Source organism: Paracoccus marcusii (assembly GCF_028621715.1).
GTDB classification, from domain to species: Bacteria; Pseudomonadota; Alphaproteobacteria; order Rhodobacterales; family Rhodobacteraceae; genus Paracoccus; species Paracoccus marcusii.
The window spans coordinates 3128143-3141047 of sequence record NZ_CP117466.1 but is presented as its reverse complement, the minus strand read 5'-3'; the positions used below and the strand labels follow the sequence as shown (position 1 = coordinate 3141047).

Below are 12905 nucleotides of genomic sequence, written 5' to 3'. Positions count from 1 at the left end.
ATGGCGGGTACGGTGGTCTTCGATCTGGACGGAACGCTGGCGGATACGTCAGGCGATCTGGTCGCGGCGGCGAATGCGTGCTTTCGCGCGCGGGGCCTGGGCGACCTGCTGGACCCGGTCGCGGATGCGCTGATCGCGTTTCATGGCGGACGGGCGATGCTACGGGCGGGCTATGGCCGGATGTCGGATGATACGCTGCTGCCGCCTGGTGCCGAGGAAGAGGATTTCGACAGCCTGCTGTCCCATTACGGTGCGGCGATCGCCGTGCACACGCGACTGTATCCGGGGGTCGAGGCGGCGCTGGACCGTCTGGCCGCCGACGGGCACCGCCTGGCCGTCTGCACCAACAAGCCCGAGGCCCTGGCCGAGACGCTGCTGCGCGAACTGGGCATCCGCGACCGGTTCGGCGCCATGATCGGCGCGGACACGCTGCCGGTGCGCAAGCCCGACCCGCGCCCCTATCAGGCCGCCGTCGAGGGCGCGGGCGGCACCGTCGCGCAGTCCTTCCTGGTGGGCGATACCGAGACCGACCGCAAGACGGCCGCGGCTGCCGGGGTGCGCGTCGCACTGGTCAGCTTCGGTCCCGAGGGCGAGGCGATCTCTCGCCTGGCGCCCGAGGTTTTGCTGGCGCATTTCGACCAGCTGCCCGCCATTGCCCGCGACTGGCTGGGCTGAGGGCCTATTCGGCCTCGTCGGCGGACTTGGCGTTCAGCTGGCCATAGTTTTGGGCGCCGATCGTCTCGAAAAGGTGGATCTGCGTCTCCAAGAAGTCGATATGGCCTTCCTCGTCCTGGATCAGCTCCTCGAACAGCATCTTGCTGGGATAGTCGCCAACGGCATCGCAATGGTCGCGCGCCTCGATGTACAGCGTGCGCGCGTCATGTTCCGCGGCCAGATCGCTGTCCAGCGTCTCGCGCAGGTTCTGTCCGATTCGCAGCGGGTCCAGCCGCTGCAGGTTGGGATGACCCTCCAGAAAGATGATCCGCTGGATCAGCTTGTCGGCGTGGTTCATCTCCTCGATGGATTCGGCGCGCGACTTGGCGGCGATCTTGCCGAAGCCCCAATCCTCCTGCAGACGGTAATGCAGCCAGTACTGGCTGACCGCCGTCAGCTCAGAGCGCAGTGCGGCGTTGAGATACTCGATGACCTTGGCGTCGCCCTTCATGGGTGGCATCCTTCTTGCTGTCGGTTCTGGCCCGCAAAATCGGCGGTGCGACGCCCAGCTTATCGCACGCGCGCATGGTGTCCAGAAACAGCGGCATGCACCCCCCGCAATCGGCGCGCTTGCCCAGGGCGTGATAGATCTTGCCTGGCGTGATGATGGTCTGGGCATCCGCCGCGCGCATCCAGTCGATGGCGGCGCGGATGTCGTGATCCGAGATCATGGCGCAGTGGCAGACGATCATGGCGGGCTCCTGTCGGGCGGAGACTTACCAATTCTGTCGGGCTTGTAAAGTCCGACGTTTTCGCTTTGGCATCACGGCTGCTTGACGCGGGCGCGGGCGGGCCGCAAAACCCCGTGCCATGAAGCTGTCCGATTTCGATTTCGACCTGCCCGCCGACCTGATCGCCACGCGGCCCGCCAAGCCGCGCAGTTCCGCACGCCTGCTGCTGGCGGAAGGCGGGGCCATCGCCGATCGGCATGTGGGCGATCTGCCGCAGATCCTGCGCCCCGGCGACCTGCTGGTGCTGAACGACACCAAGGTCATTCCCGCCCGCCTGACCGGCACCCGCGCCCGCCAGACCCCGCAGGGCGAGGCCGTGGCGCGGATCGAGGTCACGCTGCTGGAACCCGCCGCCGAAGGCTGGCAGGCGCTGGCCAAGCCGCTGCGCAAGCTGCGCGTGGGCGAGGTGATCCGGTTCGGCGACGCCCTGTCCGCCAGCGTGGCGGAGATGACCGCGACCGGCCTGCGCCTGGTCTTCGACGCTACGGGTGATGCGTTCGACGCGGCGCTGCAGCAGGTGGGGGCGATGCCCTTGCCGCCCTATATCGCGGCGCTGCGGGCGCCGGACGACCAGGACCGCGACGACTATCAGACGGTCTGGGCCGCGCGGCAGGGCGCGGTCGCGGCCCCCACGGCAAGCCTGCATTTCGACGCCCCCCTGCTGGAGACGCTGGCGGCGCAGGGAGTCCAGTTCGTGCATGTGACCCTGCACGTGGGGGCGGGGACGTTCCTTCCGGTCAAGGTCGACGACGTCACCACCCACCGGATGCACGCGGAATGGGGAGAGGTGTCCCCCGAGGCCGCCGAGGCGATCAACCGCGCCAAGGCCGAGGGCCGCCGGGTGATCCCGGTGGGCACCACCGCCCTGCGCCTGATCGAATCGGCCGCCCCCCAGGTCGGGCGGATCGCGCCGTTCCGGGGCACGACCGACATCTTCATCTATCCCGGTTATCAATTCCGGGTGACCGACGGGCTGATGACGAACTTTCACCTGCCCAAATCCACGCTGCTGATGCTGGTTTCGGCCCTGATGGGGTCCGAGAAAATCCGGGAAATCTATGGACATGCGGTCGAACGGGGCTATCGTTTCTTCAGCTATGGCGACGCGTCGCTGCTGATCCCCTGAGGTCGGTTTCCTGCTGGCATCGGGGCCCCGTCGGGCATAGGTCGGGCATTCCGCCCCCACGCCCCTGAACAAGACGAGACCCGCGATGATTTCGGTGTTGCGCACCACATGGCCGCTGCTGCTCGGCATCCTTCTGCTGATGGTCGGCAACGGCATGCAGGGCACCCTGCTGGGCATCCGCGGCGGGATCGAGGGCATCCCGACCTTCCAGATGTCCATCGTCATGGCCAGCTATTACGGCGGGTTCCTGCTGGGCAGCCTGACCGTGCCCGACCTGATCAAGAACGTCGGCCATGTCCGCGTCTTTGCCGCCCTGGGGTCGCTGATCAGCGCCGTGCTGGTCCTGTTCGCGGTCGAGCCGCACTGGATCAGCTGGACGGTCCTGCGGTTCCTGATCGGGTTCTGCTTCTGCGGGGTCTATGTCACGGCGGAAAGCTGGCTGAACGCCGGCTCCACGAACGAGAACCGCGGCCAGGCGCTGTCGCTCTACATGATCGTGCAGTTGCTGGGCATCGTGATCGCGCAGGCCCTGCTGAACGTCAGCAGCCCGGCGGGTTATCTGTTGTTCATCATCCCGTCGGTGCTGGTGTCGCTGGCCTTCACGCCGATCCTGCTGTCGGCCCAGCCCGCGCCGCAGTTCCAGACGATCAAGCGGATGTCCTTTGCAAAGCTGTACAAGGCATCGCCGCTGGGCTGCGTGGGGATCTTCCTGATCGGGGGCGTGTTCTCGGTCCTGTCGGGCATGTCGTCGGTCTGGGGCGCCCAGATCGGGCTGTCGGTGGCGCAGATCAGCCTGTTCGTGGCCGCGATCTATGCGGGGGGCCTGGTCCTGCAATATCCGATCGGCTGGATTTCGGACCGCTATGACCGGCGCAAGTTGGTCCTGGGCATGTCCGCCATCGGCGGGCTGTGCGGCCTGGTGACCGTCGCGGCACAGCCCGGAACCCTTGGCCTGGTCATCGCTGGGGCGATCATGGGCGGGGTCGCGAACCCGGTCTATGCGCTGCTCTTGGCCTATACCAACGACTATCTGGATCAGTCCGACATGGCGTCGGCATCGGCGGGCCTTCTGTTCATCTATGGCATCGGCAGCATGGGCGGGCCGATCATCACCGGTTGGATGATGGGGATCATCGGGCCCGACGGGTACTGGGTCTACATGGGCGTCCTGCTGGCGCTGCTGACGGCCTATGCGGGATGGCGCACCACGCAGCGTCGCGCCCTGACCCCGGACGAACAGGGCAGCTTTGCGGTCATCACGCCCAACGCCACCCCCCTGGCGGTCGACGCAGTGCTGGAGGAGGCGCAGTCGGACGACCCGTCGCCCCAGCCTGCGACCTGACCGCCCGCTTGCCGCCTTGGGGCAAATGGTTTAACGCTGAACTATAATTCATCAGCGGGGGATCCGATGGCCCAGAATTTCGACTTGGTGGTGATCGGCGCAGGGCCGGGCGGCTATGTGGCCGCGATCCGGGGCGCGCAGCTGGGCCTGAAGGTGGCCTGCATCGAACGCGAGCATCTGGGCGGCATCTGCCTGAACTGGGGCTGCATCCCGACCAAGGCCATGCTGCGCTCCGCAGAGGTCTATCACCTGATGCACCGGGCCAAGGAATTCGGGCTGAAGGCCGAGGGGCTGAGCTATGACCTGGACGCGGTCGTGAAGCGGTCTCGCGGCGTTGCCAAGCAGCTGTCCGGCGGCATCGGACACCTGTTCAAGAAGAACAAGGTGACGGTGATCATGGGCGAGGCCAAGCTGGCCGGCAAGGGGAAGGTCACCGTCAAGACCGACAAGGGCACCGAGGAGGTGACCGCGAAATCCATCGTGCTGGCCACCGGCGCGCGGGCGCGCGAGCTGCCGGGGCTGGAGCCGGACGGCAAGCTGGTCTGGAACTACAAGCACGCGCTGGTCCCGCCGCACATGCCCAAGAAGCTGCTGGTCATCGGGTCGGGCGCCATCGGCATCGAATTCGCCAGCTTCTTCAACACGCTGGGCGCCAAGACCACCGTGGTCGAGGTCATGGACCGCGTCCTGCCCGTCGAGGATGCCGAGATCAGCGCCTTTGCGAAGAAGCAGTTCGTCAAGCAGGGCATGACGATCATGGAAAAGGCCGCGGTCAAGAAGCTGGACCGCAAGGGCTCGACCGTCACCGCCCATATCGAGGTCGGCGGCAAGGTCGAGACGCAGGAGTTCGACACCGTCATCTCGGCCGTGGGCATCGTCGGCAATACCGAGGGGCTGGGCCTGGAGGAGGCGGGGATCAAGGTCGATCGCACCCATGTCATCACGGACGAATACTGCCGCACCGGCGTCGAGGGCGTCTATGCCATCGGCGATCTGGCCGGCGCGCCCTGGCTGGCGCACAAGGCCAGCCATGAAGGCGTGATGGTGGCCGAGCTGATCGCGGGCAAGCACCCCCATGCGATCAAGCCGGGCAGCATCGCGGGCTGCACCTATTGCCACCCCCAGGTCGCATCGGTGGGCCTGACCGAGGCCAAGGCCAAGGAGCAGGGGCTGGACATCAAGGTCGGCCGCTTCCCCTTCGTCGGCAACGGCAAGGCCATCGCGCTTGGGGAACCGGAAGGCATGATCAAGACCATCTTCGACGCCAAGACGGGCGAGCTGCTAGGCGCACACATGGTCGGCGCCGAGGTGACCGAACTGATTCAGGGCTATGTCATCGGGCGCCAGCTTGAGACGACCGAACAGGACCTGATGGAGACGGTCTTCCCGCATCCTACACTGTCGGAAATGATGCACGAATCCGTGCTGGACGCATACGGGCGGGCCATCCACTTTTGATTACTACTGGAACACGGGAACGAAGGGGGGCGGTTTTGCCCCCCTTTTTTTTCGTCAGTCGGCCGGTGTCAGCGTGGTGATGCCCGCGGCCGCGGCACGGGCCAGGTCGGGGTCCAGCGACATGCCGATGTATTCGCCTCGCCGCCACAGGCCTGCCAGGTCGTCGTAATGGCGCGACAGCGGATGACCCGACTGTCCGGTCGAGGTGATGAACACCGAACTGTCCGGGTCCGCCAGGTCGATCACGCTGCGATAGCCGGCCCCGCCGATCGCCTGATAGGGGTCGTCGCCGGTGCCGATCATGCCGGTGCGGGCCACGGTGAACTCTCCGCCCGAAATCGACTGGGTGATGTTCATGATCCAGCCAAGTGCGGGCAGCGCGCCCAGGCCCGGATGCACGTGACGCGCCTGATGCGCGTCGCCCCACCGCCAGCTGGTCACGTCGGGACCGTATTCGGCCGTCAGGTCCAGGATGGCGCGGTCCAGCGACTGGCGGGCGATGGTCGCGCAATCCTCGGTCGCGGCGCTTTGGACCACGTCGCACCAGGCGGCGGCGCCGTCGCGATCGCGGAACACCGCGTCGATGAAATGCGGTTGCAGGCGGATCAGGTCGTCGGCCAGCGGCCCCAGCTCGTCCCGGACCAGGCGGTCCTGCAGCGCACCCATCCAGGCGGCATAGATCAGGGGTTCAGGCAGGTGCTCGTTCATGGCGCCGTCCCATTCGGCCAGCAGGGTCAGGGCGTCCTGACGCTGGCGTTCCGGGGTGCCGGGCGCCGCCGGATCGCCGGTGAACCAAAGATTCGCCCCCACCAGCGGCAGCAGGGCGCGGGCCGCAGGGCTGACGACGTCCAGCTGTGCGGCGATGAAGCTGTCGCGGGAATGCACCTCGCGCCCGCCCAGCAGCCCGGACAGCCGGTCATGGCGTAGCCCGTCGGCCTCCGGCTCCTCCGTCGCGAGGGCAAGCCCGTCCTGCGGGCGACGCGCCTGGGTCGCCAGCGACACGGTGCCCTGCCATGCGGTTTCGGTCAGCCAGCCGGGCGAGGGCAACGCGCCCTTGGTCGGATGGTCGTCGGCCCGCTGGGGTGCCGCGCCTGCGGCCAGCCGGGTGACGGTCTCTCCCTGCGCCAGGGTCACGTCCAGCGCCGGGGCGACCACGTCGGCCAGGGCGCGGGTCGCCTGATCGGCGTCGCCGGCCCGCATCAGCGCCATCAGCGCGGACATCGTGCGGTCGCGCTGCGACAGCCCCGTCCAGCGCAGCGACGGAACATGCCCGATGGGCGTCACGTCGCGCAGCCCCGGGTCCAGGCCGGGGACGACGGGACCGTTCTGCGTCTCCCGCAGGGTGATGGTCTGGGGGCGCGCGTCCAGCACGCGGATCACCTCGGTCCGGGTCTGGAACTCCGTCCAGCCCTGCGTGCCGCGATAGCGGTCGGTGTTGCCGGGCTGGACCTCCTCGATGGCGATGTCGGCCACGTCCAGGTCCAGCGGCGTCAGCGCCCAAGACAGCGTCGGGTTGCGCCCCGACAGGACCAGCGGCATGCCGGGCACCGTGGCTCCGATCACCCCGCCGCCTTCCAGCTCCAACCGCGCCAGATAGTACAGCGACGGCACCGTCAGCCCGGCATGCAGGTCGTTGGCCAGCAGCGCGGCCCCCGCGGCCGTCCGCTGTGCCTCGGCGCCGAAGGCATTGCCGCCAAGCGCCTGTTCGGGGCGCAGGAAGCCAAGCGGGTCGTAATCCGCCTGCGGGTCCAGGCGCCGTTCGGGCGCACCAAGGCGGGCACCGGGAAACAGCCCCGCATAGTCGGGCAGGGCAGCAGGTATGCCGGCCCGGTCGACGATCTGCATGCCGCGTTCGGGCCAGGCCAGGGCTAGCCGGGCGCGCAGGATCTCCTCTCCCGCGGAATCGGTGCCGGCCGCCGCCATCAGCTTCAGGATCGCCAGCGAATCGGCGGGCTGCCAGAAGGTGATGACATCCGGGAACAGGAAGAATTCGGGCGCGCCGCGCCCCATCGCACCGTCGTTGACGATGCGGATCCACTGGTTCACCCCGTCGGCATAGGCCTGCAGCGCCGCAAGCGTGTCGTCGTCCTGCACCTCCAGCGAAGCCTGGGCCGCGCGCTGCAGGCCCAGCCTGCGGATCAGGTCGTCGGCGGGCAGGGCGCGAGGGCCATGGACCTCGGCCAGCCGGCCCTGCGCCGCGCGGCGCAGCAGGGTCATCTGGAACAGCCGGTCCTGCGCGTGGGCCAGGCCCAGGGCAAAGAACACGTCCGCGTCGGTCTTGCCGAAGATGTGCGGCACATTCTCGGTCGAGCGCACGATCTCGACCGGGGCGGTGATGCCCGTCACCGGATAGCTGGCGGTATAGTCGGGCAGGGACCGCACGGCGAAATACCAGACCAGCACGGCGGACAGAACCGCCAGGACGATCAGCGCGATGGTCAGCCGCAGAAGCCAGCGAAACAAGGTCAGCATGTGCGGGCAGGTCCTTGGCCGGGGGCGCGGCACGGGTTGACCCTGCCGCGCATGGATGGTGGTGTGTTGCATAGGACAGGCGCGCGGGCATTTCAACGCACCCCCGCGCCACGGGCAGCGACCCGAGGGAGATTTGCATGGCCAAGACGGCGTTTCTGGGACTGGGCGTGATGGGCTTTCCGATGGCCGGGCATCTGGCCGCGGCGGGACATCAGGTGACGGTGTTCAACCGCAGCCCGGCCAAGGCCGAGGCCTGGGTCGGCCGGCACGCCGGCGCCTCTGCGGCGACCCCGCGCGAGGCGGCGCATGGCGCGGATCTGGTGATGTGCTGCGTGGGCAATGACGACGACCTGCGCCAGGTGTGCCTGGGGCCCGACGGGGCATTCGCGGGCATGGCGCAGGGTGCGGTCTTCGTCGATCACACCACGGTGTCGGCCAAGGTGACGGAGGAGCTGGCGCAGGCGGCGGCAGAGGCGGGCATCGGCTATGTCGATGCACCCGTATCCGGCGGTCAGGCGGGGGCCGAAAACGGCCAGCTGTCGATCATGTGCGGGGGCACGGTCGCGGATTTCGATCGCGCCGCGCCGGTCATCGATGCCTATGCCAAGATCTGTCGCCGGATGGGCGATGTGGGCGCGGGACAGATGACCAAGATGTGCAACCAGATCGCGATCGCGGGGTTGGTTCAGGCGCTGTCGGAATCGCTGGCATTCGCGCAGAAGGCGGGGCTGGACGTGGCCGATGTCGTCGAGGTGATCAGTCAGGGTGCGGCCGGCAGTTGGCAGATGGTCAATCGTCATGCGACCATGCATCGTGGCGAATTCCAACACGGATTCGCCGTCGACTGGATGCGGAAGGATCTGGCGATCTGCCTGCAGGCAGGGGACCAGCTGGGTGCGGCGCTGCCGGTCACGGCACTGGTCGACCAGTTCTACAAGGATGTGCAGGCGATGGGCGGCGGCCGGTGGGACACCTCGTCCCTGATCGCGCGGCTGACCCGCTAGGGACGGGGAACGACAAAAGGCGGGATGCCCGCCTCTAACGAAGGGACTTGGGGATGGCGGATCACAGCCTCGCCGGACAGATCGAGTTCGAGATCACCGGCGTAAACGAGCAGGAAGCCACCGGAGAGATGACCGTGACCGCGGGCATCCTGAACCCGTTCGGAACCATCCATGCGGGCGCGCTGGTCTGGTTCGCGGACGTGGTCGCGACGAACCTGGTCCTGGGCGGAGAGCAGCCGCAGGAGGGCATGGACAACTTTCCCGTGGCCATCACGCTGAACGCCCAGCTGCTGACCAACCGCCGCGACGGGGTTCTGACCGCGCTGGCATCCTGGATGCGGCGCGGGCGTCGCATCTCGACCGTGCGCACGCAGGTCACCGATGCGGACGGGGCGGTGCTGCTGGACCTGACCTCGACCCATGTCAGTGCCCGCTGACCCTGCGGCACCATCGCGCCGGGCGGGTTGAAACGCCCGGCAATCGCGTCATCATGGCGCCATGATGGAGGAGACGTCATGGACGGTCTGATGATGCACCGCCCGCTGCTGCAAAGCGGGCTTCTGGATTTCGCCGCCGAGAGCTTTCCCGAAGCGCGGATCGTGTCGCGCCGGGTCGAGGGAGACCTGCACCGACAGAGCTGGGCCCAGACCCGTGCCCGCGCGGTCCAGCTGTCCTTCGCGCTGGAGGGTTGGGGCGTGGCGCCCGGCGACCGGGTCGCGACGCTGGCCTGGAACGGGCACCGCCATCTGGAAATCTATCACGCCGTGCCGTCCATCGGAGCGGTCTGCCACACGATCAACCCGCGGCTGTCGGCCGACCAGATGGTCTTCATCGCGCATCACGCGGGCGACCGGCTGCTGTTCACCGACCTGAGCTTCGTGCCGCTGCTGGAAAAGCTGCAGGACCGCCTGCCGCCCATGCGCTATGTCGTCATGACCGACGCGGCGCACATGCCGCAGACGACGCTGGATGCGCTGTGCTATGAGGACCTGCTGGCGGGGCAGCCGACCGACCGGGTCTGGCCGGATCTTCCGGAAACGACCGCATCGGGCCTGTGCTATACGTCCGGTACGACGGGTGATCCCAAGGGCGTCCTGTATTCGCACCGATCGAACATGCTGCACGCGCTGGCCACGGCGGCGGTGCTGGGCCCGGACCTGGGACCGCAGCCGCGCATCCTGCCGGTGGTGCCGCTGTTTCACGTCAACGCCTGGGGTCTGCCCTTCACGGCCCCGCTGATCGGGGCCAGCCTGATCATGCCCGGCCCGGCGCTGGACGGAGCCAGCCTGTGGGACCTGTGCCAGGCCGAGGGCGTCGAAAGCGCCTGGGGCGTGCCCACCATCTGGCAGGGGCTGTTCGCCGAGATCCAGTCCCGCGGGGCCAAGCCCGCAAACCTGCGCCACATCGTCGTCGGCGGCAGCGCGATGCCCCGCAGCCTGACCGAGGGCTTTGAACGTCTGGGTATCGACGTGAACCACGCCTGGGGCATGACCGAGACCTCTCCGCTGGGCAGCCAGGGGTCGCTGACGCCGGCGCAGCGCGATCTGCCGTTCGACCGGCGCATGGCGCTGAAGCAGGCGCAGGGGCGGCGGGTGTTCGGTGTCGAGATGAAGATCGTGGACGACGCGGGCACGCGCCAGCCCCATGACGGCCAAGCCATGGGAGAGCTGTTCGTGCGCGGCAACACCGTGGCCGCCGGTTATCACGACAATGCCGGTGCGACGGCGCGCGCCATCGACGCCGACGGCTGGTTCGGGACAGGCGACATCGCCTCGATCAGCGCCGACGGCATCCTGACGCTTCGCGACCGGGCCAAGGACCTGATCAAGTCGGGTGGCGAATGGATCAGTTCGATCGACGTCGAGAACCTGGCAGTCGCCCATCCGGACGTGGCGCAATGCGCGGTCATCGCGTTGCCCCATCCGAAATGGGATGAACGCCCGCTGCTGGTGATCAAGCCCAAGGGGGCCGCCCGACCTGGGCTGGAGGAGATGCGGTCCCATCTGGGCGCGCATCTGGCCAGCTGGCAGCTGCCTGACGACGTCGTCTATGTCGACGAGATGCCCCTGACCGCGACCGGCAAGATCAGCAAGCTGACCCTGCGGGAGCAGTTCCGCGACCACGTCCTGCCCGATTTGCGGGGCCAGGCGGCTGACTGACCCAATGGCGGGTCAGGGATCCTGCGCCTGCAGGGTGGACAGCACATAAAGGCGCAGGGCCGTGGCCAGTCCGATCTGCGGCGGCCGGGCATGGTCGATCTGTCCGATCAGCGCGGCGCGGGTCAGGTCGCGCGCCGCGGCCTGGGTCGCCAACGCCTTCCAGAACGCATCTTCCAGCGACACCGACGTTCGGTGCCCGTCTATGGTCACCGACCGCTTCAGCGGCGGCGTCATGGCGGGCAGGTCGATCATTCGTCGGGCGTGTCGCGCCGATGCGCGTCCAGCACGCGGGCCGCGCGGTCGCGTTCGGCCTGGCGCGCGTCGCGCAGCGGCTTGGCCTCTCCGTGCAGGGCGGCGTTCGCGTCGCCCTCGGCGCGCTTGGCGTCGCGGTCGCGGGCCTTGCGGGCCTGGCGCAGGTTGATGATGCGGGTCATGGCGGTCCGTGAAACGACGAAGGGCGCGCCACTGTGGCGCGCCCTCCGGCCTTGGGTCAAGAGGTCAGCCCTTGGGGCTGATCATGTCCTCGGGGCGGACGACGCGGTCGAAGGTCTCTCCGTCGACGAAGCCCAGGGCGATGGCCTCCTCGCGCAGCGTCGTGCCGTTCTTGTGCGCGGTCTTGGCGACCTTGGTAGCATTGTCATAGCCGATGGTGGGCGCCAGCGCCGTCACCAGCATCAGCGATTCGCGCATCAGCTGGTCGATGCGCTTTACGTTGGCCTGAGTGCCCACGACCATGTTGTCGGTGAAGCTGGAGGCCGCATCGCCCAGAAGCTGCATGGATTGCAGCACGTTGTAGGACATCATCGGGTTGTAGACGTTCAGCTCGAAATGCCCCTGCGACCCGGCAAAGCCCACGGCGGCGTCGTTGCCCATCACATGCGCGCAGACCATGGTCAGCGCCTCGGCCTGGGTCGGGTTCACCTTGCCTGGCATGATCGACGATCCCGGCTCGTTCTCGGGCAGGATCAGTTCGCCCAGACCCGAACGCGGCCCCGACCCCAGCAGGCGCATGTCGTTGGCGATCTTGAACAGCGATCCGGCCACCGTCTTCAGCGCGCCCGAGAACATAACCATCGCGTCATGGGCGGCCAGCGCCTCGAACTTGTTCGGCGCGGTGACGAAGGGCAGGTCGGTGATCTTGGCGATTTCCGCGGCGATGGCGGTGTCCCAGCCCTTCTTGGTGTTCAGGCCGGTGCCGACCGCCGTGCCGCCCTGGGCCAACTCATAGATGTCGGGCAGGCAGGCCTTGACCCGCTCGATCCCCTTGCGGACCTGATGGGCATAGCCACCGAATTCCTGACCCAAGGTCAGGGGCGTCGCATCCTGGGTGTGGGTGCGACCGATCTTGATGATGTCCTTGAACTCGGCCGACTTTGCCTCCAGCGCGGCGGCTAGCTTCTCCAGACCCGGCAGCAGCGTGTCGCGCGCCAGCATGGCGATGCCCACATGCATCGCGGTCGGGAAGGTGTCGTTCGACGACTGGCCCATGTTGCAGTGATCGTTCGGGTGGACGGGTTTCTTGGACCCCATCTCTCCGCCCATGATCTCGATCGCGCGGTTGCTGATCACCTCGTTGGCGTTCATGTTCGACTGGGTGCCGGACCCGGTCTGCCAGACGACCAGCGGGAAGTTGTCGTCGAACTTGCCCTGGAACACCTCGGTCGCGGCCTGCTCCATCGCATCGGCCAGATCGGCAGGCAGGTCGCCCGTGGCGCGGTTCACCCGCGCGGCGGCCAGCTTGATCGCGCCCAGGGCGCGGATGATGGGCACCGGCTGGCGTTCCCAGCCAATCGGGAAGTTGATGATCGAACGCTGCGTCTGCGCGCCCCAGTATTTCGAGGCGTCAACCTCCAGCGGGCCGAAGCTGTCGGTTTCGGTGCGGGTCTTGGTCATCGGGTC

The 12905-nt window shown here is 67.8% G+C and carries 13 protein-coding genes; 7 read left to right on the top strand and 6 right to left on the bottom strand.

Annotated elements, in window-relative coordinates; translation table 11 throughout:
- On the top strand, positions 1–675 hold the full coding sequence (locus PRL19_RS15515; RefSeq protein ID WP_273743494.1) for an HAD-IA family hydrolase: 675 nt from the start codon (positions 1–3) through the stop codon (positions 673–675).
- 4 nt (positions 676–679) lie between these two features.
- Here PRL19_RS15515 and bfr read toward each other — a convergent pair whose 3' ends face one another.
- Together bfr and PRL19_RS15505 are read right to left on the bottom strand one after the other, a co-directional pair.
- Positions 680–1165, bottom strand: coding sequence for a bacterioferritin (bfr, locus tag PRL19_RS15510; RefSeq protein WP_045998827.1), 486 nt, complete (start codon positions 1163–1165; stop codon positions 680–682).
- Positions 1113–1406, bottom strand: a complete 294-nt coding sequence (locus PRL19_RS15505) for a (2Fe-2S)-binding protein (protein ID WP_127898865.1) — start codon at positions 1404–1406, stop codon at positions 1113–1115. The genes bfr and PRL19_RS15505 overlap by 53 nt, the downstream gene beginning before the upstream one ends.
- 118 nt (positions 1407–1524) lie before the next feature.
- On the opposite strand from PRL19_RS15505, the gene queA reads away from it, so the two are divergent.
- The 3 genes from queA to lpdA all read left to right on the top strand — a co-directional run bounded on the left by queA (position 1525) and on the right by lpdA (position 5371).
- Positions 1525–2571 (top strand): tRNA preQ1(34) S-adenosylmethionine ribosyltransferase-isomerase QueA, encoded by a 1047-nt coding sequence (queA, locus tag PRL19_RS15500; RefSeq protein ID WP_139598370.1) that lies wholly within the window; start codon positions 1525–1527, stop codon positions 2569–2571.
- Positions 2572–2656: 85 nt separating this feature from the next.
- A complete protein-coding gene (locus PRL19_RS15495) occupies positions 2657–3913 on the top strand; it encodes an MFS transporter (RefSeq protein WP_045998830.1) in 1257 nt (418 codons plus the stop codon).
- A gap of 66 nt (positions 3914–3979) precedes the next feature.
- Positions 3980–5371 carry a dihydrolipoyl dehydrogenase gene (gene lpdA, locus PRL19_RS15490; protein ID WP_273743493.1) on the top strand — a complete coding sequence of 464 codons (1392 nt, stop codon included), beginning with the start codon at positions 3980–3982 and terminating at the stop codon, positions 5369–5371.
- A gap of 54 nt (positions 5372–5425) precedes the next feature.
- On the opposite strand, the gene PRL19_RS15485 is transcribed toward lpdA, so the two are convergent.
- Positions 5426–7843 carry a penicillin acylase family protein gene (locus PRL19_RS15485; protein ID WP_273743492.1) on the bottom strand — a complete coding sequence of 806 codons (2418 nt, stop codon included), beginning with the start codon at positions 7841–7843 and terminating at the stop codon, positions 5426–5428.
- A 137-nt stretch (positions 7844–7980) separates the two neighbouring features.
- On the opposite strand from PRL19_RS15485, the gene PRL19_RS15480 reads away from it, so the two are divergent.
- The 3 genes from PRL19_RS15480 (at position 7981) to PRL19_RS15470 (ending at position 11006) form a co-directional block, all read left to right on the top strand.
- Positions 7981–8847, top strand: coding sequence for an NAD(P)-dependent oxidoreductase (locus PRL19_RS15480; RefSeq protein ID WP_273743491.1), 867 nt, complete (start codon positions 7981–7983; stop codon positions 8845–8847).
- A 53-nt stretch (positions 8848–8900) separates the two neighbouring features.
- Positions 8901–9284, top strand: a complete 384-nt coding sequence (locus PRL19_RS15475) for a PaaI family thioesterase (protein WP_045998834.1) — start codon at positions 8901–8903, stop codon at positions 9282–9284.
- Positions 9285–9362: 78 nt separating this feature from the next.
- Complete coding sequence (locus tag PRL19_RS15470) at positions 9363–11006, top strand: long-chain fatty acid--CoA ligase (protein WP_273743490.1); 1644 nt, start codon at positions 9363–9365, stop codon at positions 11004–11006.
- Positions 11007–11018: 12 nt separating this feature from the next.
- Here the strand turns inward: PRL19_RS15470 and PRL19_RS15465 are convergent, their stop codons facing one another.
- From PRL19_RS15465 to fumC, 3 genes are all read right to left on the bottom strand, one after another.
- On the bottom strand, positions 11019–11258 hold the full coding sequence (locus PRL19_RS15465) for a ribbon-helix-helix domain-containing protein (RefSeq protein WP_084693622.1): 240 nt from the start codon (positions 11256–11258) through the stop codon (positions 11019–11021).
- Complete coding sequence (locus tag PRL19_RS15460) at positions 11255–11440, bottom strand: DUF4169 family protein (protein WP_273743489.1); 186 nt, start codon at positions 11438–11440, stop codon at positions 11255–11257. Before PRL19_RS15460 ends, PRL19_RS15465 begins: the two co-directional genes overlap by 4 nt.
- Positions 11441–11504: 64 nt before the next feature.
- Positions 11505–12899, bottom strand: coding sequence for a class II fumarate hydratase (fumC, locus tag PRL19_RS15455; protein WP_273743488.1), 1395 nt, complete (start codon positions 12897–12899; stop codon positions 11505–11507).
- Positions 12900–12905 lie beyond the last annotated feature (6 nt).

Bases quoted from the DNA above. Each gene is read 5' to 3' on its own strand.
- lpdA (WP_273743493.1), top strand. From the start codon at position 3,980: ATGGCCCAGAATTTCGACTTGGTGGTGATCGGCGCAGGGCCGGGCGGC.
- PRL19_RS15495 (WP_045998830.1), top strand. From the start codon at position 2,657: ATGATTTCGGTGTTGCGCACCACATGGCCGCTGCTGCTCGGCATCCTT.
- PRL19_RS15480 (WP_273743491.1), top strand. From the start codon at position 7,981: ATGGCCAAGACGGCGTTTCTGGGACTGGGCGTGATGGGCTTTCCGATG.
- PRL19_RS15465 (WP_084693622.1), bottom strand. From the start codon at position 11,258: ATGATCGACCTGCCCGCCATGACGCCGCCGCTGAAGCGGTCGGTGACC.
- PRL19_RS15475 (WP_045998834.1), top strand. From the start codon at position 8,901: ATGGCGGATCACAGCCTCGCCGGACAGATCGAGTTCGAGATCACCGGC.
- PRL19_RS15515 (WP_273743494.1), top strand. From the start codon at position 1: ATGGCGGGTACGGTGGTCTTCGATCTGGACGGAACGCTGGCGGATACG.
- PRL19_RS15505 (WP_127898865.1), bottom strand. From the start codon at position 1,406: ATGATCGTCTGCCACTGCGCCATGATCTCGGATCACGACATCCGCGCC.
- queA (WP_139598370.1), top strand. From the start codon at position 1,525: ATGAAGCTGTCCGATTTCGATTTCGACCTGCCCGCCGACCTGATCGCC.
- bfr (WP_045998827.1), bottom strand. From the start codon at position 1,165: ATGAAGGGCGACGCCAAGGTCATCGAGTATCTCAACGCCGCACTGCGC.
- PRL19_RS15460 (WP_273743489.1), bottom strand. From the start codon at position 11,440: ATGACCCGCATCATCAACCTGCGCCAGGCCCGCAAGGCCCGCGACCGC.
- PRL19_RS15485 (WP_273743492.1), bottom strand. From the start codon at position 7,843: ATGCTGACCTTGTTTCGCTGGCTTCTGCGGCTGACCATCGCGCTGATC.
- PRL19_RS15470 (WP_273743490.1), top strand. From the start codon at position 9,363: ATGGACGGTCTGATGATGCACCGCCCGCTGCTGCAAAGCGGGCTTCTG.
- fumC (WP_273743488.1), bottom strand. From the start codon at position 12,899: ATGACCAAGACCCGCACCGAAACCGACAGCTTCGGCCCGCTGGAGGTT.